25 protein-coding genes and 1 tRNA gene are annotated in these 20,998 nt (G+C 37.7%); 10 read left to right on the top strand and 16 right to left on the bottom strand.

Annotated elements, in window-relative coordinates:
• Positions 1 to 66: 66 nt before the first annotated feature.
• From KSX81_RS26650 to KSX81_RS26625, 6 genes are all read right to left on the bottom strand, one after another.
• Complete coding sequence (locus tag KSX81_RS26650; protein ID WP_004297543.1) at positions 67 to 1,374, bottom strand: phenylacetate--CoA ligase; 1,308 nt, start codon at positions 1,372 to 1,374, stop codon at positions 67 to 69.
• Positions 1,375 to 1,388: 14 nt separating this feature from the next.
• Entirely contained in the window at positions 1,389 to 1,970 is a 582-nt protein-coding gene (locus tag KSX81_RS26645) for an indolepyruvate oxidoreductase subunit beta (protein ID WP_004307241.1), read from the bottom strand.
• 3 nt (positions 1,971 to 1,973) lie between these two features.
• Positions 1,974 to 3,566: a thiamine pyrophosphate-dependent enzyme gene (locus KSX81_RS26640; RefSeq protein ID WP_004319097.1), complete on the bottom strand. Its 1,593-nt coding sequence runs from the start codon at positions 3,564 to 3,566 to the stop codon at positions 1,974 to 1,976.
• Between the two features lie 83 nt (positions 3,567 to 3,649).
• A complete protein-coding gene (gene mltG / locus KSX81_RS26635; RefSeq protein ID WP_004319095.1) occupies positions 3,650 to 4,687 on the bottom strand; it encodes an endolytic transglycosylase MltG in 1,038 nt (345 codons plus the stop codon).
• A 235-nt stretch (positions 4,688 to 4,922) separates the two neighbouring features.
• Positions 4,923 to 5,801, bottom strand: coding sequence for a DNA/RNA non-specific endonuclease (locus KSX81_RS26630; protein ID WP_004326832.1), 879 nt, complete (start codon positions 5,799 to 5,801; stop codon positions 4,923 to 4,925).
• Positions 5,802 to 5,828: 27 nt separating this feature from the next.
• Positions 5,829 to 6,410 carry an epoxyqueuosine reductase QueH gene (locus KSX81_RS26625; protein ID WP_004326834.1) on the bottom strand — a complete coding sequence of 194 codons (582 nt, stop codon included), beginning with the start codon at positions 6,408 to 6,410 and terminating at the stop codon, positions 5,829 to 5,831.
• 212 nt (positions 6,411 to 6,622) lie between these two features.
• On the opposite strand from KSX81_RS26625, the gene KSX81_RS26620 reads away from it, so the two are divergent.
• The 4 genes from KSX81_RS26620 (at position 6,623) to KSX81_RS26605 (ending at position 12,206) form a co-directional block, all read left to right on the top strand.
• Positions 6,623 to 8,665 (top strand): toxin-antitoxin system YwqK family antitoxin, encoded by a 2,043-nt coding sequence (locus KSX81_RS26620; protein WP_217725683.1) that lies wholly within the window; start codon positions 6,623 to 6,625, stop codon positions 8,663 to 8,665.
• A 108-nt stretch (positions 8,666 to 8,773) separates the two neighbouring features.
• Positions 8,774 to 8,846: transfer RNA gene (locus KSX81_RS26615), tRNA-Thr, on the top strand.
• 139 nt (positions 8,847 to 8,985) lie between these two features.
• The gene (locus tag KSX81_RS26610; protein ID WP_217725682.1) at positions 8,986 to 10,218 is read left to right on the top strand and encodes a tyrosine-type recombinase/integrase; all 1,233 of its coding nucleotides are present in this window, start codon (positions 8,986 to 8,988) and stop codon (positions 10,216 to 10,218) included.
• Between the two features lie 227 nt (positions 10,219 to 10,445).
• A complete protein-coding gene (locus KSX81_RS26605; protein ID WP_217731665.1) occupies positions 10,446 to 12,206 on the top strand; it encodes a hypothetical protein in 1,761 nt (586 codons plus the stop codon).
• A gap of 13 nt (positions 12,207 to 12,219) precedes the next feature.
• Here KSX81_RS26605 and KSX81_RS26600 read toward each other — a convergent pair whose 3' ends face one another.
• Genes KSX81_RS26600 through KSX81_RS26590 form a run of 3 tightly spaced genes read right to left on the bottom strand, consistent with a single transcriptional unit; the run spans position 12,220 to position 14,016 of the window.
• Positions 12,220 to 12,501: a DUF6965 family protein gene (locus KSX81_RS26600; RefSeq protein ID WP_254884274.1), complete on the bottom strand. Its 282-nt coding sequence runs from the start codon at positions 12,499 to 12,501 to the stop codon at positions 12,220 to 12,222.
• Positions 12,502 to 12,542: 41 nt separating this feature from the next.
• Entirely contained in the window at positions 12,543 to 13,469 is a 927-nt protein-coding gene (locus tag KSX81_RS26595; protein ID WP_217726125.1) for a hypothetical protein, read from the bottom strand.
• Positions 13,470 to 13,473: 4 nt separating this feature from the next.
• The gene (locus KSX81_RS26590; protein ID WP_217726124.1) at positions 13,474 to 14,016 is read right to left on the bottom strand and encodes a hypothetical protein; all 543 of its coding nucleotides are present in this window, start codon (positions 14,014 to 14,016) and stop codon (positions 13,474 to 13,476) included.
• 353 nt (positions 14,017 to 14,369) lie between these two features.
• On the opposite strand from KSX81_RS26590, the gene KSX81_RS26585 reads away from it, so the two are divergent.
• The 4 genes from KSX81_RS26585 (at position 14,370) to KSX81_RS26570 (ending at position 17,109) form a co-directional block, all read left to right on the top strand.
• Positions 14,370 to 14,657: a hypothetical protein gene (locus KSX81_RS26585; RefSeq protein WP_118496698.1), complete on the top strand. Its 288-nt coding sequence runs from the start codon at positions 14,370 to 14,372 to the stop codon at positions 14,655 to 14,657.
• A 61-nt stretch (positions 14,658 to 14,718) separates the two neighbouring features.
• On the top strand, positions 14,719 to 15,159 hold the full coding sequence (locus KSX81_RS26580) for a LexA family protein (RefSeq protein WP_118496696.1): 441 nt from the start codon (positions 14,719 to 14,721) through the stop codon (positions 15,157 to 15,159).
• Between the two features lie 11 nt (positions 15,160 to 15,170).
• Positions 15,171 to 16,409 carry a Y-family DNA polymerase gene (locus KSX81_RS26575; RefSeq protein WP_217726123.1) on the top strand — a complete coding sequence of 413 codons (1,239 nt, stop codon included), beginning with the start codon at positions 15,171 to 15,173 and terminating at the stop codon, positions 16,407 to 16,409.
• Between the two features lies 1 nt (position 16,410).
• Entirely contained in the window at positions 16,411 to 17,109 is a 699-nt protein-coding gene (locus KSX81_RS26570) for an SOS response-associated peptidase (protein WP_217726122.1), read from the top strand.
• 32 nt (positions 17,110 to 17,141) lie between these two features.
• Here the strand turns inward: KSX81_RS26570 and KSX81_RS26565 are convergent, their stop codons facing one another.
• Positions 17,142 to 17,765: a hypothetical protein gene (locus tag KSX81_RS26565; protein ID WP_217726121.1), complete on the bottom strand. Its 624-nt coding sequence runs from the start codon at positions 17,763 to 17,765 to the stop codon at positions 17,142 to 17,144.
• Between the two features lie 32 nt (positions 17,766 to 17,797).
• Positions 17,798 to 18,040: a DUF6965 family protein gene (locus KSX81_RS26560; RefSeq protein WP_254884273.1), complete on the bottom strand. Its 243-nt coding sequence runs from the start codon at positions 18,038 to 18,040 to the stop codon at positions 17,798 to 17,800.
• 264 nt (positions 18,041 to 18,304) lie between these two features.
• Here KSX81_RS26560 and KSX81_RS26555 point away from each other — a divergent pair, with 264 nt between their 5' ends.
• The gene (locus tag KSX81_RS26555) at positions 18,305 to 18,505 is read left to right on the top strand and encodes a type II toxin-antitoxin system HicA family toxin (protein ID WP_217726120.1); all 201 of its coding nucleotides are present in this window, start codon (positions 18,305 to 18,307) and stop codon (positions 18,503 to 18,505) included.
• A gap of 33 nt (positions 18,506 to 18,538) precedes the next feature.
• Entirely contained in the window at positions 18,539 to 18,946 is a 408-nt protein-coding gene (locus KSX81_RS26550; RefSeq protein ID WP_217726119.1) for a helix-turn-helix domain-containing protein, read from the top strand.
• Positions 18,947 to 18,985: 39 nt separating this feature from the next.
• On the opposite strand, the gene KSX81_RS26545 is transcribed toward KSX81_RS26550, so the two are convergent.
• From KSX81_RS26545 to KSX81_RS26525, 5 genes are read right to left on the bottom strand one after another with little or no spacing between them, the layout of a single operon-like run.
• Positions 18,986 to 19,438 carry a DUF6808 domain-containing protein gene (locus KSX81_RS26545; protein ID WP_217726118.1) on the bottom strand — a complete coding sequence of 151 codons (453 nt, stop codon included), beginning with the start codon at positions 19,436 to 19,438 and terminating at the stop codon, positions 18,986 to 18,988.
• Positions 19,435 to 19,929 carry an N-acetylmuramoyl-L-alanine amidase gene (locus KSX81_RS26540; protein ID WP_217726117.1) on the bottom strand — a complete coding sequence of 165 codons (495 nt, stop codon included), beginning with the start codon at positions 19,927 to 19,929 and terminating at the stop codon, positions 19,435 to 19,437. Before KSX81_RS26540 ends, KSX81_RS26545 begins: the two co-directional genes overlap by 4 nt.
• Positions 19,926 to 20,384: a phage holin family protein gene (locus tag KSX81_RS26535; protein WP_049702776.1), complete on the bottom strand. Its 459-nt coding sequence runs from the start codon at positions 20,382 to 20,384 to the stop codon at positions 19,926 to 19,928. The genes KSX81_RS26540 and KSX81_RS26535 overlap by 4 nt, the downstream gene beginning before the upstream one ends.
• A 27-nt stretch (positions 20,385 to 20,411) precedes the next feature.
• Complete coding sequence (locus tag KSX81_RS26530) at positions 20,412 to 20,678, bottom strand: hypothetical protein (protein WP_217726116.1); 267 nt, start codon at positions 20,676 to 20,678, stop codon at positions 20,412 to 20,414.
• The gene (locus KSX81_RS26525) at positions 20,675 to 20,998 is read right to left on the bottom strand and encodes a hypothetical protein (RefSeq protein ID WP_117611185.1); all 324 of its coding nucleotides are present in this window, start codon (positions 20,996 to 20,998) and stop codon (positions 20,675 to 20,677) included. Before KSX81_RS26525 ends, KSX81_RS26530 begins: the two co-directional genes overlap by 4 nt.

The raw sequence follows: 20,998 nt of genomic DNA, 5'->3' as shown, positions 1-20,998 counted from the left end.
TGTGCTAATATTCCATTCCGCATGGTGAACAGCGGTTGGTATATTAGCACATGGAAATTTGAATTGTTACTTGTTGTCTCTTAAGTCTTTTACTCGGACGGCTTTTCCTTCGCTTTGCGGGAGAGAGCCTTTTTTTACCAGTTTAACTTTGGGAGTCACCAATATTTCATCCTTTAATTGGCGGGTTATATCCTTGCGGATCTTCTCCAGTTCAATATAATTGTCAGTGGAAAGGTCGCTTAATTCTACTTCGACGATCATCTCGTCTTGGTTGTTGACTGTTTCCAGTGTAATCAGGTAATTGCTGCCTAATTCGGGAAATTGTACGAGTATCTTTTCTACTTGCATCGGGAAGATATTTACTCCCTTGATAATGAACATATCATCACTGCGTCCCTTGATACGATCAATACGGATGTGCGTGCGGCCGCAGGGGCATTTTCCCGGAAGAATACGGGTTAAGTCACGGGTGCGATAGCGGATTAACGGCATCATCTCCCGGTCGAGAGTCGTAAGTACTAATTCTCCGATTTCTCCTTCCTGAACGGGTTCTCCTGTTTCCGGATCGATAATTTCTACCAGATAACAGTCTTCCCAGAAGTGCATTCCGTTTTGTTCCTGACATTCGAAAGCAACACCGGGACCGTTCATTTCTGTCATACCGAAGCTGTTGTATGCTTTTACGCCCAGCATCTTTTCTATTTTCCGGCGTTGTTCGTCGGTGTGAGGTTCAGCACCGATAACCAGCGTTTTCAGTGTGGTTCCTTTGGGATCAAGGCCTTCTTCCTGAAAGACTTCGGCAAGGCGGATGGCATAGCTGGGGATAGCATGTAAAGCGGTAGTCTTGAAGTCGTTGATGAATTTAATCTGTCGTTTACTGTTTCCGGCTGCGGCAGGGACTGTCAGACAGCCCAGGCGTTCTGCACCGTATTGGAAGCCTAACCCTCCTGTAAACATACCGTATCCGGAGCTGTTTTGGAAGACGTCGGTCTTGCGTATTCCTACTGCGTACAGGCAGCGGGCTACCAGGTTGGCCCAGGAGTCGAGATCGTGCTGTGAATGAACAATAACTGTCGGGTTTCCGGTAGTACCACTAGAAGAGTGAATACGTACACCATCATTGCTCATATCACCTGCTACCAGCCCGAAAGGATAGTGGGCACGCATATCGGCTTTGGTAGTAAAGGGCAATTTGCGGATATCGTCTAATGATTGTATGCTATCTGCAGTGATGCCATGTTTGCTGAAAACTTCTTTGTAATATGGGGAGTTTGCAGCTATATTGATTGTTTTCTTAAGCCGTCGAAGTTGTAATTCCTGCAACTTCTCCCGGCTCATGGTTTCTAGTTCTTCTTCCCAGTATTGTGTATTCATGATAATGCCTGTTATTACATTAGCTTTTCTGCAATTTCCTTGCCGGCAGCCAATGCTTTAAGATTCATTTCTACAATTGCTTCTCCCTTGCGCAGGAAGATTTCACGGATGCTGTCTTGTACTTTTCCGTAGTCGATGCCAAGGAATGGAATGGTTGCTCCCAGTAAGACTATGTTGGCAACGCGGGCGGAGCCTACTTCTTTGGCTACTTTGTCTACGTTCAACACAATTTTGTGAGGCAGCTTATTGATTTCTGCCATTACTTTGTCTGCTTCCGGATAATTGGGGATATTGACAAACGGAGTTTCGTTAGTCACTAACCAACCGTTAGGGCTAAGATAAGGGAGGTAGCGCAATCCTTCCATGGGTTCCAATGAAATGATAAGGTCGCATTTACCTGATGGGATCAAGTCTGAAGCAATCGGCTGGTCGCTGATACGGAGGTTGGATTGAACATCTCCTCCGCGTTGGCTCATTCCGTGCACTTCTGCTTGTTTCATATATAATCCTTCTTTCAAGGCAGCTTTGCCGATCACTGTAGCAATAGACAGAATTCCCTGTCCACCGACTCCTGATAATATAATGTCTTTCTTCATGGCTTACTTACTTCTTTTTTTGCGTGCTAATGTCTGGATACACTCTCTACGTGGAATAATGACAGATACACCACGGTATTCGATCTCTTCGCGAATGATTTGCTTCATCTCCTCATAGTTTTTCTTCAACGGAGTAACGACGCGGATATGAGCCGGATCTACTCCGATACCTGCACAGATCGCTTCGATACGTCCGGTTCCGGCAGAGTCCTGTCCGCCTGTCATGGCGGTAGTTTCATTGTCGGAGATGACGATGGTTACACTGGCATTCTCGTTCACACAATCTAATAGTCCGGTCATTCCGGAATGGGTGAATGTGGAGTCTCCGATGACAGCTACAGCCGGGAAAAGACCTCCGTCAGCCGCACCTTTCGCCATCGTGATGGAGGCGCCCATGTCTACGCATGAGTTGATTGCATTGAAAGGAGCATTCGCGCCTAATGTGTAACAGCCGATGTCGCTGAATACTTTATGAGATGGGTATTCTTCTTTCAGAACTTCGGTTAGTGTGATATACATATCGCGATGTCCGCAACCTTCGCAAAGTGCAGGCGGACGCATTTCTACGACAGAAGGAATGCCGAATTCCGATTTATTCTCTTTGCCTACGGCGCGGGCTACAGAGTCCGGATTTAATTCTCCATCCTGTGACAGAGTGCCGTCCAAGCGTCCTTTTACTTTAACGCCGATGCCCAGATAACCTTTCAATTGTTTTTCTACAAATGGTTGTCCGTCTTCCAGAACGAGGATTTCGTCACAGGAGTCAATCAATTGATGTAATTGCTTTTTAGGCAATGGATACTGGCCGATTTTAAGTACCGGATATTCGCAACCTTCAGGATAGTTTTCCATCAGATAGTTGTAGCCGATGCCACAAGCGATAATTCCTAACTTTTTGTTAGGACCATCTGTATATTTATTATAAGGTGATTCTTCCGAAGCTTTGATAAACTCGTCTTGGCGCGCAAGTAATACTTTGTAGCGTTTACGGGCATTTCCAGGTAACAAGATGAACTGACGAGGATCTTCGCTGAAAGAGATGCCATTCTGTGGTTTTTGTGCTTTGCGTTCTACTCCAGAGCGGGAGTGTGCAAGGCGGGTTACCATACGCATCAAGATAGGTTCGCCCAATTTTTCAGAGAATTCGAAACCACTGTATACCATATCATACGCTTCCTGCTGATTGCTGGGTTCGTACATGGGAATCAGTGAGAAATCTCCGTAGAAACGGCTGTCTTGTTCGTTCTGCGAAGAGTGCATACTGGGGTCGTCTGCTGCTATCACGATCAATCCGCCTTTCACGCCTGTGATGGCAGAGTTGACAAAACAGTCGGCAGCTACATTCATACCTACGTGCTTCATACAAACTAATGCCCGTTTACCAACGAATGACATACCCAACGCAGCTTCCATCGCTGTTTTTTCATTGGCACACCAACGGTTGTGTATATTCTGTTCGGTCGTTATTGGGGCCATTTGAATATATTCCGTAATTTCAGTTGAAGGAGTACCAGGATAGGCATAAACACCTGAAAGTCCGGCATCCAGTGCAGCTTGTGCAATGGCTTCATCGCCAAGTAAGAGTTGCTTGCTCATATATATTTCTTTTATTTAGTGTTGATCACAGTTTGTTAATCTATCGGGCAAAGATAGGCTTTTCCGTTCGTTTTATCACAAATTTACTTGAAAATCTTTCTTTCATTCAGGGCTTTCCAGTATTTTCTTGCATTTGCCATGTGGTCGGCATAATTGGATGCAAAGTTGTGAGTTCCGGAAAAATCTTCTTTAGCACACATGTAGATATAGTTATGTTTGGTATAGTTCAATACGCTGTCTATTCCCTTTTTAGAAGGGATACGGATGGGGCCTGGAGGCAGACCGGTATTTATATAGGTGTTATAGGGGGAATTGACTTTTAAATTTTCGTTGGTGATTCGGCGCAGACCGAAATCCTGTAGTGCAAATTTGATGGTAGGATCTGCCTGCAAAGGCATATCTTGATGTAAACGATTGATATACAATCCGGCTACCATTGGCTTTTCTTCATTGTTGTTGGTTTCTTCTTCAACGATGGAAGCAAGAGTGCTGACTTCTTCCGGTGTCATGCCGATGGCGGTGGCTTGTGCCAGACGTTCTTTGTTCCAGAAGCGTTCGTGCTCATTCTTCATCCGTTTAAAGAAGTCGTCTACGCTCATGTCCCAATATACCTGATAGGTTTCAGGTATGAAAAGGCTGGGGAGTGTTATGGTTGTGTATCCCATTTGAGCCTGGAAAGTAGAGTCGAATAACTGGCTGGCGATTTCGGCAGAGTCTATCATGAGTTGTTTTCCAATGCTTCGTGCTAACCGGTCTAATGTCCGGACACTTCCTATGGTAAGGTTGATCGCTTCCTGATAGCCTCTGGAAAAGCGACTATATACGTGATAGACATTGTCATTGGGGCGAATGGCATAACGTCCGGTATGGATATTCTGATCGAAATCTTTGTATTTTGCCATCCACTGGAAACCGGTGAACTTATTGACATGCCCGATTTTTTGTATTTTATGATAGATAGAGTCGGCTGTATCATCCCGGTCTACATAAATATATACGGTTTTAGATGGATGAAATTGAGGAGCAAACAGATAGTAATAAAAGGTGCCTCCGGCAATTGCACAAAGGAGGAATGCTCCGATTAGAATTGATAGTAGAATATTTCTCTTTTTTCTCTTCATCTTTTGAGGTATATTTAAAAAGTTCGTCAAAGATAAAAAGAATTTGGATAGGTGTAATCCCTTTCTATAATGAATCGTTGAAAAGAGGATGAATTACTCCGGACTTTTCTAATATTTAAAGATTGAATGTGCTGATTGTATTAGGTTGTATTGCGATTATTAATTCGTTCTACAATTGTGGAACGAATCAGAATTTGTATGTAGATAAGTTAGTCTTAGTGAAGCGAGTTGTTAATTAGTTCGGCCAGAGGGAATAATTTGCATTTGCTTCTATTTTGTTTTCTATCTCATCGGGTAAAGGTGCGAAGAAATCCATATTAGTCAGGCTCTCGATGCTATCCACTGTGACTACATATGAAGATAGAGGTTCTACTGCCTGCTCATTGTTGAATAAGAAGCCGATAGCCCGTATCGGTTTGGCAAAAGGAGATAGGACTACTTTGAAAAACCGTTGAGGTACTACGACCTTATTTTTCCCAATCGTTTTAGGCTGTTTTTCAATAATAGGTCCACATATAATAATAATGGCACTATCTGCTATAGCCCAATTCCGGATTTTTTCTTCCAGATTTTTCCATCCTCTTCTATTTAACTGGGGATGTTGGGGACACATATTGCTGAAATAGAATGATTCTTTCATGGCTTCAGGACTCCATTTCATATCTGCAGCAGGCGCCATGTGTCCTTTGTCGTATCCTGAACGGGTGTAGTCAGCATTGGTTGCAATCGGGCCTGTCACTAATGGGTCGGCAATAAAACGATTGCCTCTTTTTTCTTTTCCTTTGGTTTCTTCCCGGGTTAATTCGTAAGAGACCCAGTTGGGTATTTTTAAATCTTTGTTATATGATACGGTATATCCGCTATGCCGGATTATTTGTTCTTGCCGGGGAACTAATGGTATGGGTGTCTCCAGATCTTTGCCAAGTGGAATTTGAAGGGAGATATCGGTTTGCGGTTCATTATTATTCTGGGTATTAATCTGTTGGCAATATAAATAGACGCCAAAAAGAATAGGAATGAGCACAATGATGGCGATGATACATCCTAATCTGTTATTGGAATGTGATTTCTTTTTGAATAGCTTTCTGTTTTTACCTTTTTTACTTCGATTCATTGGTTAGCTAGTAATGGCGGGTTTGTTTTATTCTTCTTTTCTCATGCTGAATTCACAACCGCAATATTGTTGGTTGTAGAAGTTATACTCTTTAATGATGGCGATACGTCGTTCGCTAAGTCCGCCTTTCCGCCAATTCTGTTCCCAGTATGTGACATCCGGGTATGAAGCGGTGGCATATTGTCCGGCTTCATTAATCTGCTCCAGACTTTTCCAACGACTGGAAGCAAGCGTTGTGGTTATTACGGAAAGGCCATGTTCATGTGCATAACGGGCGGTCTCCAATAAGCGTAGTTTAAAGCAACGTAGGCAGCGTCCTCCTCTTTCGGGTTCCTGCTCCATTCCTGCTATATGGCATCGCCAGTTTTCATGATCGTAATCAGCATCTATTATTTCCAATCCCAATGATTGGGCATAGCGTGTACATTCGTCTTTTCTTATCATATACTCTTCCTGCGGATAGATGTTAGGATTGCAATAATAGATAACAGGGGTGATGTGATGTTGCATCATACATTCAATAATGGCTGATGAACAAGGAGCACAACAGGTATGAAGTAAGACTTTATCGGCTCCTCCCGGAACTTCGAGTTGGAATTTCTTTTTCATGCTGTAAAGTTAATACATATTTACGATACGAGTCAATGGTTTATGCTTTATTCAGAATAGTTTTTTATAAAAATAGGAGGGAGGATATCTCCTTTATACTGTTTTTTATAAAATCTTGTTTATTGAACTAATTCACTAAATGAGTATGAATTAACTAATTAATCTCATCTTTTTTACTACTTTTGTCCATTCAAGTTTATAACAACTCAATAATGGATGAATTAAATTGCGGGCAAGGAGAGCAAAATGCAGGCCCGGAGAAGAAAAAAAGTACCTCGAAAATAGTGAAGAGAACTTTAGTTGTGGCTGCATTGGCTTTGGCGGTATATGTTGTATATTCCGTAGTTTATTTATTTGTCTCACCTGATCGTAATATTCAGCAGATCTATCTGGTTCCGGAAGATGCTGCGTTTATCATTCAATCATCGGCTCCGATTGAAGATTGGGAAAAGTTTAGTGGAAGTGAAACATGGCAATGTCTGAAGAAAGCGAAATCTTTCGAGGAAGTAACGAAGAGCGTAGAGAAGCTCGATTCGGTTGTCAAAAGCAATAAGGTGCTATTGTCGCTTGTCGGTGAACGGGATATGCTTATTTCGCTTCATAAGACTCGTGCCACAGAGTGGGATTTTTTGCTTATCTTGGATATGCAGAAAACATCGAAGATGGATTTATTGAAAGACCAGGTTGAAACCGTATTGGTCATGAGTGGTTTTACTGTGACTAACCGGATGCATAATGGTATTAATATCCTTGAAATGCGCGATTCCGAGACGAGGGATATTTTCTATATTGCTTTTGTCGATAATCATTTGGTTGGTTCATACACATCCGGACTTGTCGAGTCGGCTATTGATTCGCGTAATAAACCTAAAATCGGGCTTGATCAGTCTTTTATTGAAACAGAGAAGTTGGTTTCCGGTAAGGGACTTGTCAGAGTCTTTGTCAATTATGCGCGTGTACCTCAATTTATGTCTATTTATTTAGGTACAAGAAATGAGTACATTGATCTGTTTAGCAATTCCATGAATTTTGCCGGACTTTATTTAAATACGAATAAGGAGCGGATGGAAGTGAAAGGATATACATTGAAAAAAGATTCTGCCGATCCTTATGTCACTGCTTTGTTGAATTCGGGAAAACATAAAATGAAAACACATGAGATTCTGTCCGGGCGGACAGCTCTTTATACGAATATAGGTTTCAATAGTCCGGTGACCTTTGTAAAGGAACTGGAGAATGCACTGTCGGTTCACAATAAACAGTTGTATGATTCTTATCAAAGTTCCCGGAAAAAGATAGAAGGGTTATTCGGTATATCTTTGGAAGAAAACTTTTTGAGTTGGATGTCAGGAGAGTTTGCTATTACCCAATCCGAACCAGGTTTGTTAGGACATGATCCCGAACTGATTCTGGCTATCAGGGCTAAAAGTATTAAAGATGCCCGTAAGAACATGGAATTCATTGAAAAGAAGATTAAGCGACGTACTCCGGTTAAGATTAAGACTGCTAATTATAAGGATTTCGAGATTAATTATGTCGAAATGAAAGGCTTTTTTCGCTTGTTCTTTGGAAAGCTATTTGATAAATTTGAGAAGCCATACTATACTTATGTTGACGATTATGTAGTTTTTAGTAATAAAGCTGCTTCTTTACTTTCCTTTGTAGAAGATTACGAGCAGAAGAATTTATTAAAAAATAATCCGGGTTTTGAAAATGCACTGTCATATTTAAAATCAAGTTCTACTATTTTCTTATATACAGATGTGCGCAAGTTTTATTCCCAGTTGAAACCGATGATGAATCCTGCTACATGGAATGAAATACAATCAAACAAAGACGTTTTGTATTCATTTCCTTACTGGACTATGCAGATTATAGGAGAGGATCAGTCGGCTTCTTTGCAGTATGTGATGGATTATAGCCCATATCAACTGGAAGAGGTTGACGTTGCTATTGCTACCGATGAAGATGATAAGGAAATGAACGAAGATGCAGAGACCGAAAAAGAGCAGATGAGCGAACTGAAACGTTTCTATATCGAAAAGTTTGAAGGAAACGTTTTACGGGAGTTTTATCCGGAGGGAGCATTGAAGAGTGAAGCGGAAGTAAAAGAAGGGAAACGCCATGGTCGTTACCGCGAATATTATGAAGATGGGACATTGAAACTTCGTGGAAAGTATGCAAATAATAAACCGAAGGGGACATGGAAGTACTATACCGAGGACGGAAAATTTGAACGCAAAGAAAAGTTTTAGATAACGTCAACAAAAGTTGATTTAAAAATTAAGCTCAAAAAATAATCGGATTCTTTTTGTTTTCTCAAATAAAGCTGTAATTTTGCACGCCGTAAACGAGAGACAAACGCCGCTATAGCTCAGTTGGTAGAGCAACGCATTCGTAACGCGTAGGTCGCCAGTTCAAGTCTGGCTAGCGGCTCTCAAATAAAACGCTGATTATTAGTTCTTTAATCAGCGTTTCTCTTTTCTAAAAATTCAATTCCGAATAAAAAAAACATAAATCTGCGTATATATTTGCACAAAATTGTATAGTAGAATTGTGTTTTGATTATTCGACTATGGCAACAATCAGATTAACAATTTTAAGTTCTATTAAGGAACATGATGGCAGGCTTCCCATCTTAGTCTGCATCTCCCAAAAGAAAGAACGCGCCTACATCAAAACAGAGTTTCTGTTAGATGATATTGCAGAATTCGATAACGGTAAAGTCGCTTACCGGAAGGATGCGAACGTCATGAATAAAAGGCTTGAATTTGTGTTTTCACAATACAAAGAGAAATTTAATTCTATTGAATGTATAGACTATTTTTCTGCAATTCAGATAAAGCGGATTATAATGTCCAAGGAACGCCCTTCACATATTTCGTTTCTGGAGTTCTGGAAACAGCGCATAAATGAAATTAGGGAAGAGGGGAGGGAAAGCTATGCAAAAATGAATGAGGAGACTGTACGGGTGTTTACGAATGCGGAAGGAGATGTACCTATTCCTGCAATTAATACTTTATTGGTAGAGCATTTTAAAAAGTGGATGATAAAGAAAGGCTATGCTAATGGAAACATCGGATTGCGATTAACCCATCTGAAAGCCCGGATAAACGAGCTGATAAAAACAGGTGTTCTGAAAACGGATATGCACCCATTTGCGTACACGAAAATACCAACAGCAGACCCTAAAGAATGCGATCTTTCAATAGAAGAATTTCAGAAAATACAAAGAACGGAAGTTGAAGGAAAACGATTGAATTTAGGTAGGGATATGTTTTTACTATCTTTCTATTTGTGCGGTATCAATCTGAAAGATTTGTTATCAGTCGATTTGTCGGTGGATATACTTTCTTTTGAAAGAATCAAGACTGTTCATGCTAGGACAGGGAAATCAGTTATAACGATACCCATACACAGTGAAGCGAAAGCAATTATCAGTAAGTACATAAATAAAAAAGGATTTTTGGATTTGGGGTATTCTTATACCTATTCTAATTTGCAAAAATATATCAATCTTTGCATGAGGGAACTAAAGGAATACTTGGGGATTAAACAGACATTGTGTTTCTATTCTGCTCGTAAGACTTTTGCACAATTCGCCTCTGAACTTGGCATACCAGACGGGGTGATAGATTATTGCCTCGGTCATTCGGACAAAAGCAGAGGGGTTATCAGGTATTATACAAAAGTAAAGCAGAAACAGGCGGAGATAGCCATAAACAGAGTTATAGACTATGTGAACAACCCGGATAAATATAAGGACTATATAGAGATGAGGGCGGATATCATGATGATGAAGGGGTAAAATAAAGAGGATTACTTGAAGATACATTTCCCTCATACTCCTTTTTTATAGGATATTTTCACTATGCTTCGATCAAGACCAGCGTAAGTATAAAAATAATACTTGCAAATGTGGAAAATAATCGCGAATATTGCATTATCCGTTACAAATAAAAATAGTTTTAAGTTATATAAATTAGTGTTTGTTAAAAAAAAATAGGTTTAACTTTTATAAACAAAATAATACTCATGGGATACAATGGTAAAAATAGGAGATTAAGAGGTTCGGTTATAAGAAAATCATCTCTAAAATTTGGAACTAAACTAATTTCAAGTGTAATAGCAATTCCTATAGCTGCCGCCTTGGAAGAGACTTCTACAAAAAGGAGTATTGTGAAAACAAATAGCCAAACTCTACCTAATACCTCCCTCAAAAAAAACGAAAAAACACAGAAGTGTAAAATTTATATAGATAATATACGCTCAATCACTGATAATAAATACAAATATATCATAGCGGACTTTATTACTTTGATCGAAGAGAACCAGTCTTTAAAAAAAACTATATTATTAAAAAATAACGAATTAGAGAAGTTGAAGTTAAGAAAGAAACTCTTCACATTTTTTCCAAGAAAGAAAAGCAAAATTGAAGCTGATATTAGTAATACAATAAAGGACATTGAAGATTTAAGCAACAGAAAACAAATAGAAACATTAAATGCGGAGGGGTTGAGAAATTTAATCGTTGAGAAAAAAATATTGTCTTTGAAAGAACCATTAAATTCTTCAAAGCTTTTACTATCTGATGATAGACCCTCTTTTTTTAATAATCAAAGTGTGTATCATTCTTTTATGCTAAATCGAGTAAAAGCGCAAATTTCATTTATGCCTAATATACATATAAGCCATTGCCCTGCATTAACAATTACCGCTCCATGTATAGATTTATTTTTTTTCGGAAAGGGTATTATCTTTAAATGTAATGGAGAGTTTGCTATTATTGGTTATGAAAATCTAAACTGTAAATATAAAGAAGTGAAAATAAAAGAAGATGAATCTTTTAATACTCATGACTATACTTTAGATAGTTATACGTTTCTTTACCCAAGAAATGATGGAAGAGCGGATTTAAGATATAGCTATAATCCACAAATCCCTATTATTAAATATGGAAGATTATCTTTGGAAACAAGCAGAGGATTATCATTAAATCTTTTTTTTAACAATTATTTCACTGGACTCCAATTATATAAGGCCATAAAAGGTATTTCTTATTCAAATATTGACTATAAGACAAAAAACAGTCAGTACGCAATAGACAAAAACGTTTCAAATATTTCCTGCCAAAATTCAGAAAACAAGTTTTGTTTAAAAGATTCTGATGGATTTGATGTGATTGTGGATTTATGCAATGATGAGGAAATAAATCAGATATTGACCTATGCAGATAGTTTAGTTAACGCAGAAAAATACAAAGAAGCCAATGTGTTATATAAAAAACTCTTAAATACCACAACGCTACAAAATAACTCTTTATATAATAACATTGTTGTTAATAAGATTAAGGATATAGAAAACAATCAATCAAAAAAAACTATAGATGCGACAAATGTGTGGAATAATGAAATGCACAATTTACTAATTGATGCAGACAACTTGATGGAAAATAAAAAATATAAAGAAGCAAAAATGCAATATTACAAGTTGTTGGAAGCTGCGATGTTATACAATAATCATTTATACAATGGCATAGCAACAACAAGACTGAAAGAATTAAAAAATAAGATTGATTTATCCGATCCTTGCTATCCCGGCCCCTTATTTGATATTGAAATGATCAATGAAATTATAGAAGATGCTAAATCTTATGAGAAAAGAAAAGATTACAAAAAAGCACTTTCCAAATATATAGAAGTCAAAATGTATGCTAATATGTACTCATCGCTACCATATATAAACCTTGCTAAAATAGAAATTGAAAAACTTAAAGAGCTGAAAAATGAGAATTGAAAGAGAAGGCTGCTTATTCGGCTGCCTTCTCTCTAAACAATCTCAATTGGTCAATCGTCGGGTAAAACGTCGGATTCTCCCAGTTCCTCGAAATCACTGAAATCATCGAATCAAGGTACTTTCCACAATCGAGAATCTTTGCGCATTTATCAAGCTGGAATTCCCCGGCTGGGTATCTCTTATTATTGAGCGTTTCTTTAGCCCAAGTTAGCAACTCGTTTATCGAGTCATAGTCATATTTCTTTTCTTCTGCCATAATGTTAGTTTTCGGCAAAGGTATAAAAAATCCCGGCATATCTAATACACCGGGAGGATTCCATTTTAAAAAGGAATAAGCTATAATCGTCTTCTTAAATCTCTATTTACCATCTTTTTAAAAGGACGTTTTTCAACTCCAGACAAGTTTTTTGCATCATTTATTTCATTTACATTAGAATTTTTCTGTGCTCCCTTAATCTCTAGAGCAAGGTCTTTCACTGTCGAAAGCTTGTCTGTTTCTTTCTGTATATCCTTACATATTGCCTTTAATGGTTCAAAAGTCTTCTCTATTGCATTATATATATCAACAGACTTGCTTCGTATAAAAAATGCAAATACTACAAAATTTACATATGGCAGGAATAAAGTAATATAAACTGCAATATCATAATAAGGCACTAACAGGTGCCTTGTTAAGATTTCACCCCAAATCCAAGTAGTAATTATTCCCAATAACAATATGATAGAAAATACATATATTGAACACTTTAATGAAGAATAATCAACCCATAATTTACATCTTTTCTTTTCACCAAAAAACCATGAAGAGACTGTGTATAAGAACGATAATAAAACAACTACAATCCAAAAGACCCTTATAGAGTCTGAATCAAATCCTGCAATAAATAATGAAACCAAAGAAAATAAGAATGTAAATAAACTCAAAGCTGAATAACTTTTTGAATTACATTTTTCTAAAACGTAGCTATTTAAAGAATTCTTCTTATCATTAATATCTTGCAAAGCTTTTTCTTTCTTCCTTTTCAATCCCTCTATCTTAAAACCTGCATCGCAGCCATCAATACTAAAACTGCTTAACCCATCAATTGTATCTTCGTCAATAGCTTTTTTACATTCTAAAACAATTTTCTCAATACGTCCAAAATAATCAAATACTTTTTGGGCTATTAAACAAGTGTATTGCTTTGTATATTCAACAGCCACAAATGCGATAGTAAGTGTCGCGCCCATTTCTATAAAAGAAGTGAAATTATCTAATTCCATTTTATTACAAATTAAATATTTTCACTAGGTCAATAACTAGATTAGCAGGATCGTTAAATACTGTATCGAAAAAAGATACTAATTTCTCTGAATAATCAGGATCTGCCATATTACATATTGCAGTACGTTTTTCTATATCCGTTTCAATACGATAAGAACAACGATCTCCAATAGCTAAATGAGCTGACTTATCTTTATAAGCAATTTGTGTGTTTGTTGACTTTATTAAAATGTGATATTCCCCTAATGATTGATAATAAGCCAAACGTTTATATAAATTGTGATTTACAGCCTGTTCTTGTCGAAATTTATTTAATAATATATACAAATATCCTTTTTTCTCAATAAAATTACTTACAGATTCAATGTATTCTTTACTTCCTGTTACTTCGTTACATAAATTCCCTGCAAATATTCTAAACTCCGTACTAGAATGATCGAACATTTCTTGAAAAACAGACAACATTTTATCATTATCCGAATTAAGGAAAACTTTATTAATTTGCTGTTCTGCTAAATTATGAACAAAACATTTATAAGTATTCATAGAATTATATTATCTTTTTCGCAAATTAAACACATTAAGTCTGATTTTGCTCAAAAATAACGTTTTTTTTATCTTTTATTTGCTTAATATTGCAAAGTGAACATTACAATATCAATTGTATGCATAAAAATATAACCCTTGCAATAATCGCAAGAGGAATCAGCCAGTATAACCACCTTTCTAGACGTTCCATAGCATCACCAGCAAAAGCAAGCGGAAATAGCCATAAACAGGGTGGTAGACTATACCAACGATCCAGAAAAATATACTGAATATATAGAGATGAGAGTAGATATTATGCTGATGAAAGGATAACCGAACCTTTTTCTTATATTTGCTGGAAAATAATCTATATGACAATTGAAGAAGCAATTGCTCTTATTGAGCGAATAAAAGACCAGGTTGTCGGGGCTCCAGTTAAAGGTCGGTTCATTGAATCTTTGTTTATTGGGCCAACCAACTGGGATGAAATGCATGTCTTTATGAATATCTGTCTTCAAAAAGGGGAAGATGAAGCTATCGACGAGTTTATTGGCAAAAGTTTTTCTGTGTATGGCAGGTCGGTAACATATATTAATCCTGACCTTCCACGGTGGGATGTAACTGTGCTGGATGATTGGGAGAAAACTATTAATAATTAAAAAAAGTATCTGCAATGAGCAAACCCTGACCTCTTTTGTTTTAATACAAAGAAGCAGAGTTATGAAAAAGCAAATAGAAATACATAAAATAGATATATCAAGCAATCTTCCTTTGCAATACGCTGATGAAGGCATAAAGGCCGGTTTTCCTTCACCGGCTCAGGACTATTTAGAGCAGGCAATTGATTTGAATAAAGAGCTTATTCGGCACCCGGCAAGTACTTTTTATGGTCGTGTAGTCGGAGACTCAATGCGTGATGAAGGAATAGAGGAAGGCGATATACTCGTAATAGACAAATCGCTTGAATTACTGGATGATGATCTTGCCGTATGCTTTATCGACGGTGAGTTTACCGTAAAGCGTGTAAGACTAGAACCCGATGCAGCATGGTTAGTACCGTCAAACAGTAATTATCCACCCATCAAAGTGACGAAAGATAATGAGTTTATGGTTTGGGGGATAGTAACCTATACAATAAAAAAGAATCGGAGGAAAAGATAATGTTCGGATTGATGGACTGCAATAATTTCTATGCTTCCTGTGAACGGGTATTCAATCCAGCGCTTAACGGGAAGCCTGTCGTTGTACTTAGTAATAACGACGGGTGCGTTATTGCACGATCCAATGAAGCTAAAGCACTAGGTATCAAAATGGGAGTACCTGCTTATCAGATTAAGGATTTGGTGAGTAGTCACGGAGTTGCTGTATTCAGCAGCAATTATACGCTGTATGGAGATATGTCCGGACGCGTAATGTCTATTTTGGCAGGATTAGCACCCGAACTGGAAGTTTATTCTATCGACGAAGCATTTATCAACCTTGATGGCATTCAGGATATTCAATCACTTGGAACAAGAATAGTAAACCAGGTAACACGTGGTACCGGTATTCCTGTTAGTTTAGGTATTGCACATACCAAGACACTTGCAAAGGTAGCTAATAAGTTTGCAAAGAAGTATCCAGCTTACAACCGTCTTTGTATCATTGACACCGAAGAGAAACGAATCAAAGCACTACAACTGACAGATATTAGTGACGTATGGGGAATCGGACGTAGACAAGCAGCAAAGCTCGAAAAGCAAGGAGTGAAAACAGCATATGACTTTACGCAGCTTTCCGGTGCATGGGTACGCAAGAATATGACGGTTGTAGGAGAACGTACATGGAAAGAGCTTCGCGGTATATCATGTATTGATATGGAATCAGCTCCACCGGCCAAAAAGCAAATTTGCACTTCACGAAGTTTTGGCAAGATGCTCACTGATATAGACACAATAGCTGAAGCAATAGCAACACACGCTTCCACTTGTGCAAAAAAGCTCCGGAAACAAAAATCTTATGCAATATCCCTGATGGTGTTTATCCACACGAATAATTTTCGGGAAGATCTTCCTCAATATTGGAAAAATACCGTTCTACATCTTCCGGTACCAACAAATGACACTCAAGAGATAGTACATTATGCACTAGCCGGACTGAAAACAATATTCATGAATGGGTATCAGTATAAGAAAGCCGGGGTTATCATCACCGAAATAACTGAAGGCGCCCAGCTTGGACTTTTTGATTCAGTGGATCGTGAAAAACGGGAAAGACTTCAACAGGCAATAGACAAGATTAACGGAGAGCATAACCAATTCGTTAAATTGGCTATTCAAGGAACTGGAAGAGACTGGAAACTTAAACAAGAACAACTCTCTGGGTGTTATACTACTGATATTAATCAGATTATAGACATTAATTGTAGATAGTATGTGTTTCCATAATTCCATGTCAGCGAAAGCAATAAAACTTGCCGCCCGATACGGTCGTAAATCGGATATTGTTGAAATATACCAAGATATGCTAAACGAGCAGTATCACGTGAATGCATTCAACTTTCCGAAATATCCTATTATCACAACCGCGGATGAGATACAAGTGTTCAACTGGGGATTAATACCATTCTGGGTAAGAACCGAAGAAGATGCGCAGGAAATCCGAAAAATGACTCTCAATGCACGTTCGGATACTATTTTTGAGAAGCCTTCTTTCCGGGAACCAATTATGAAGAAGCGATGTATTGTGCCGTCAACCGGGTATTTTGAATGGAGGCATGAGGGAGCAAAGAAGATTCCCTATTACATATATCTGAAAGATGAACCTATCTTTTCGATGGCAGGTATTTACGATCGTTGGCTAGACAAAGAGACAGGAGAAAAATATGATACTTTCTCTATTATAACTACTGATACTAACCCTTTGACTGATTATATCCATAATTCAAAACATCGGATGCCGGCTATCCTATCTAAAGAGGACGAAGAAAAATGGCTGGATTCTGACTTACAGAAAGCGGATGTTACTTCTTTTCTTAAACCGTTTGATGCTAATAAAATGGACGCTTATATAATAGAGAGAGATTTTATTAAGAAGATTTCAACTGACCCAACCATTTTACAAAGAGCATAAAGAGGTAGCCGAATAAGCTACCTCACCTATATCTAAATACTTTTCCTTAAATCTTTCAAAAACGCTCTCAAATTACGAACGTCCTTTTTAATTAGCATTTCATTCACTGTATTACCATTATAAGTATCATATATAGAAATACGTAATATTGGAACTTTTCTTATAACTGAATTCAGATCTTTTATGAAATCATAAAAAGCCCTTTGTCTCCATCTAGAACTGCCATTTTCTGATAAATCACCATAATCTCCACTAATAACAAAATTTTTATCAGAAGAGTTTGTCTTCCAATTATTTCCCCAACTTGCAGCTCTTAAACATTGTTCTTCCTTTGTTAAACAATATGTTTTATAATTAGAAACTGAAAAAAAAGGGAAATCATTGTAGATAGAAGAAGCCAATGTCTCAAGTCGGTATCGATTGAAATGTCTTTCTTCGTCAAGCTCAATACAAAAATCTTTCAATGAAATATCCCAGGAACCATAGTTTATGGGTATTTGTTCAGAAGTTCCTCCTAATGCTGAGTAAACTCTTTTCACCTCATTTATTAGCCCAGAATATTCAATCTCAAAGATTGATAACTTTGGAGATTTTATCAATGAACCACTGTATATATCCTCTGTAATTGATTTTAATAAGGTTTGTCTTTCTCCCATATCTTGTTTGTATTATAAATATATTGCATTAATTAATGCATCTCTGTTATTTTCATCCTAAATTCCCGCAGCTGGTCGATAGTAGGATAGAATGTAGGATTCTCCCAGTTCCTTGATATCATTTGTATCATTGATGACAGAAAAGAAGCACAGTCTAGTACTGTAGTTGCTTTATTGATTTGAAATTTGCCATCAGGATATGATTTATTACTAAGCGTTTCTTTCGCCCAAGCTAGCAACTCTTGCACGGAATCGTGATCGTAGTTTTGTTCCATAATGTTGTTTTTGGGGCAAAGGTATATACCTGCTGTGAAATATGCTAATATTGAGTATTCAATTCTAGATAAAAATGGTAGTAGGCAACATTAACACTCTAATATTAGAGTCAAGATGTTAAATAGTAGTAATATTGCTATTTTCTATAGCGTCTTTTATTGGTAGTAGTAGTAATATTACTATCTTTGTAATGCATTTGTTGACGATAAGTAAACTTCTACACATTACTTGTTAAAAATGAGATTTAAACCCCAGAGAAAAAAATGGGAAAAAACATGAAAATTTCAGCTATATTAAAAAGGCTGAAAAAAAGTGGTTGGGTACAATCCCACCAAGTAGGTAGTCATAAACAATTTAAACATCCTACAAAAAAAGGAAAAGTTACTATTAATGGTAATCCTTCGGATGTAATTGATGGTATGCTACTTGCCAGTGTAGAGAAGCAGTCTGGAATTAAATTTTAGCCAGACTCTACAATTTTAGTAAATTTTATCAATATGAAGAAAGTTGTCATTACTGTAGCAAAAACTCCTAAAGGTTACTCTGCAGCTTGCGAGTTATTAGAAGGTTGGATAGTTGCTGTCACTGGAAGTTTTGAGGATTTGAAATTGCAAGTGAAAGAAAGTATTGATTTTTATGTATCATGTGCCCAAGAAGAAGGGGATGATTATCCTATTATCTTCAATGGGGATTATGAACTGGAATATAAATTTAATATTGAAAGTTTACTTTGCTGCTATGAAAAAGTCTTTACAAGATCGGCTTTAGAGCATATAACAGGGATAAATCAAAAACAGCTTAGCCATTATGCCTGTGGACGTTCAAAGCCTCGTAAAGAAACTGCCGAAAAAATAGTGAATGCTCTTCATAAGTTAGGAAGAGAGTTATGCTATGTATCTATTTAAGAAAAGGGTGGTTTATTAGCCACCCTTTTTCTTTTCATATTACCACCTAAATAAGTTATAACTAATCCCTACACCAAGATATAAACCATTGGGATAACTGTATCCGGCTTGTAACCCAAGTCCCCAACGCTTCCTCTTTGGAACAATAGTATGATAAATATCATTTGTCACTTCCTGAAACACAGTTCGCGGATACACTTCTATACTGTCAAGTCTTGGGTGGTAACCAGAGACCCATGCTTGGTAAAGACTATCCTTATAGCAAGTTTGTTCACGATTGACTACTGTATCACCTATGTGTATCGTATCTTTTAACTGTATAAACAACAAAGGAGCCATAGGTGAAGAAATAAGCAATGTATCAACTTTGACAACCGTCCTTATATTCGTCTTAGTTCTTATTTGTGTCGGGAGAGGATCAGGTGGACGGAACCAGGCTACTACACAAGCAATAGCCAATAATACGACTAATGTCCAAGAAAACGTTTTCATGGCCGAACTACTGTATTACGAAGAAAATTAGAAAATTCACTCCTGACATCAAAGCAGGGACAAGCCTTGATATATTCCCTAGACTCTACCTCTCCGCTGCCGTCTAGATCCGGCGAAGTATCACGATGTCCGAGCACTTCAATTATAGGATATTCCTTACAGAGCTTCGCGACCAATTCGCGTAGTGCTGTCCTTTGAGCTGGAGTACGTGTATCTGCAGGTTTTCCAGATGCGTCCAAGCCTCCGATATAACAGATGCCAACACTATGCTTATTATACGAAGACTTTGAAAATCCTTTGGTATTACAATGCGCTCCGTCAATGCTTAACGGTCGCCCATTCTCAACCATTCCGTCAAGGTCAATAATGAAGTTATAACCGATTTGATTGAATCCCCGAGCCCGGTGCATCCGGTCAATATCTTTGGCTCGTAAATCCTGTCCGGCACGCGTGGCCGAACAATGGATGATAATTGCATCAATAGTTTTCATTTTGCGTCTCCTTTTTGTAAGTAGTTCGTTAAATAGGGGATGTTCTTTATAAACTCAACACTTAATACATAGTGCAAGAAAGCTACTACCTTATGGCCATTGCTAGAGTTGGGTAGAATTTCTTTGATATTCCTTAGAATGTTCACCCCGTAGAAATAGAAAACGCTATACGTAATAAATGAAACACATTGTAGCGCACCTTCCGGATTTCCTTTGTGTTCACCAATAAAGTAGATGCAGCTAACCAAGGCAAAGAAAATAGTTGCTTCTACGATACACCTCCAAGCCTTTTTAAAAGAAAAACTCTCATGATTGATAAGGAGTGCAGTAAGTAGCCCGCAAATGAAATTGAGGGCAAATACAGCAATAAGACTTTTGATCTCCCCAGAAATAGGATTGAGATAAGCAGCTATGCCGGTAACCAATCCAATAAGTAAGTTTTTGAAATAATCCATATCATTTTTATCTAAAATATTAATACTTTATTTTAATACCTCGCTACAATCATCAATAGCTGTCTGAAATACTTGTTTCACTTCGCCAAAGGTTAGCCCATGATCCTCATGTAGCGAGAATCCGGTTACTCCATTTCGCGATGCATTGAAGAATCCGACAGTCGTTTCATCCTTAATGATTTCGGCAGTAATATCTTTCACCGCTTCGGTACCACGAGTTGACATTCTGTACTTAATCCTGATAGCGTCCGTAACCTTAGTTGTGGCAGTACTGTTAGTTGCTGTGATGTTCATTCCTTGTTTCCTCCTTCTATTAAATCATAAATTTGTCCATACGTACCTGCAGTAAGATACTCTCCACAAATTTCTTTTAATAGAGCAGCATCTTCCGTTTCAATATCAAGTACTCCACGATTGTTAATAATCTGTTGTAGCATTTTATATGCTCGTAATTTCTTGGAAGTTTCCATATTCTTCTGTGGATTAGAGCCTGCTGCAAATAATGCCTCTGCCACCAAATCACGAAGAGATTTCTTACTTTCCTTACCATTCACCAATTCGACAAACTCCCGACCTCTAAAGTCGAGTAAGTTTCTGTTTAGATTTACTTTCAT

It is taken from the genome of Bacteroides sp. MSK.18.37, from assembly GCF_019129155.2.
Taxonomy (GTDB): Bacteria; Bacteroidota; Bacteroidia; order Bacteroidales; family Bacteroidaceae; genus Bacteroides; species Bacteroides ovatus.
Note: the sequence above shows the minus strand (reverse complement) of the source record. Positions and strands in the feature narration are given on the sequence as shown.

Bases quoted from the DNA above. Each gene is read 5' to 3' on its own strand.
- KSX81_RS26630 (WP_004326832.1), bottom strand. From the start codon at position 5,801: ATGAATCGAAGTAAAAAAGGTAAAAACAGAAAGCTATTCAAAAAGAAA.
- KSX81_RS26575 (WP_217726123.1), top strand. From the start codon at position 15,171: ATGGACTGCAATAATTTCTATGCTTCCTGTGAACGGGTATTCAATCCA.
- KSX81_RS26565 (WP_217726121.1), bottom strand. From the start codon at position 17,765: ATGGGAGAAAGACAAACCTTATTAAAATCAATTACAGAGGATATATAC.
- KSX81_RS26640 (WP_004319097.1), bottom strand. From the start codon at position 3,566: ATGAGCAAGCAACTCTTACTTGGCGATGAAGCCATTGCACAAGCTGCA.
- KSX81_RS26535 (WP_049702776.1), bottom strand. From the start codon at position 20,384: ATGGATTATTTCAAAAACTTACTTATTGGATTGGTTACCGGCATAGCT.
- KSX81_RS26550 (WP_217726119.1), top strand. From the start codon at position 18,539: ATGAAGAAAGTTGTCATTACTGTAGCAAAAACTCCTAAAGGTTACTCT.
- KSX81_RS26540 (WP_217726117.1), bottom strand. From the start codon at position 19,929: ATGAAAACTATTGATGCAATTATCATCCATTGTTCGGCCACGCGTGCC.
- KSX81_RS26585 (WP_118496698.1), top strand. From the start codon at position 14,370: ATGACAATTGAAGAAGCAATTGCTCTTATTGAGCGAATAAAAGACCAG.
- KSX81_RS26555 (WP_217726120.1), top strand. From the start codon at position 18,305: ATGGGAAAAAACATGAAAATTTCAGCTATATTAAAAAGGCTGAAAAAA.
- mltG (WP_004319095.1), bottom strand. From the start codon at position 4,687: ATGAAGAGAAAAAAGAGAAATATTCTACTATCAATTCTAATCGGAGCA.
- KSX81_RS26570 (WP_217726122.1), top strand. From the start codon at position 16,411: ATGTGTTTCCATAATTCCATGTCAGCGAAAGCAATAAAACTTGCCGCC.
- KSX81_RS26580 (WP_118496696.1), top strand. From the start codon at position 14,719: ATGAAAAAGCAAATAGAAATACATAAAATAGATATATCAAGCAATCTT.
- KSX81_RS26525 (WP_117611185.1), bottom strand. From the start codon at position 20,998: ATGAAAGTAAATCTAAACAGAAACTTACTCGACTTTAGAGGTCGGGAG.
- KSX81_RS26620 (WP_217725683.1), top strand. From the start codon at position 6,623: ATGGATGAATTAAATTGCGGGCAAGGAGAGCAAAATGCAGGCCCGGAG.
- KSX81_RS26610 (WP_217725682.1), top strand. From the start codon at position 8,986: ATGGCAACAATCAGATTAACAATTTTAAGTTCTATTAAGGAACATGAT.
- KSX81_RS26590 (WP_217726124.1), bottom strand. From the start codon at position 14,016: ATGAATACTTATAAATGTTTTGTTCATAATTTAGCAGAACAGCAAATT.
- KSX81_RS26625 (WP_004326834.1), bottom strand. From the start codon at position 6,410: ATGAAAAAGAAATTCCAACTCGAAGTTCCGGGAGGAGCCGATAAAGTC.
- KSX81_RS26595 (WP_217726125.1), bottom strand. From the start codon at position 13,469: ATGGAATTAGATAATTTCACTTCTTTTATAGAAATGGGCGCGACACTT.
- KSX81_RS26645 (WP_004307241.1), bottom strand. From the start codon at position 1,970: ATGAAGAAAGACATTATATTATCAGGAGTCGGTGGACAGGGAATTCTG.
- KSX81_RS26650 (WP_004297543.1), bottom strand. From the start codon at position 1,374: ATGAATACACAATACTGGGAAGAAGAACTAGAAACCATGAGCCGGGAG.
- KSX81_RS26545 (WP_217726118.1), bottom strand. From the start codon at position 19,438: ATGAAAACGTTTTCTTGGACATTAGTCGTATTATTGGCTATTGCTTGT.
- KSX81_RS26560 (WP_254884273.1), bottom strand. From the start codon at position 18,040: ATGGAACAAAACTACGATCACGATTCCGTGCAAGAGTTGCTAGCTTGG.
- KSX81_RS26600 (WP_254884274.1), bottom strand. From the start codon at position 12,501: ATGCCGGGATTTTTTATACCTTTGCCGAAAACTAACATTATGGCAGAA.
- KSX81_RS26605 (WP_217731665.1), top strand. From the start codon at position 10,446: ATGGGATACAATGGTAAAAATAGGAGATTAAGAGGTTCGGTTATAAGA.
- KSX81_RS26530 (WP_217726116.1), bottom strand. From the start codon at position 20,678: ATGAACATCACAGCAACTAACAGTACTGCCACAACTAAGGTTACGGAC.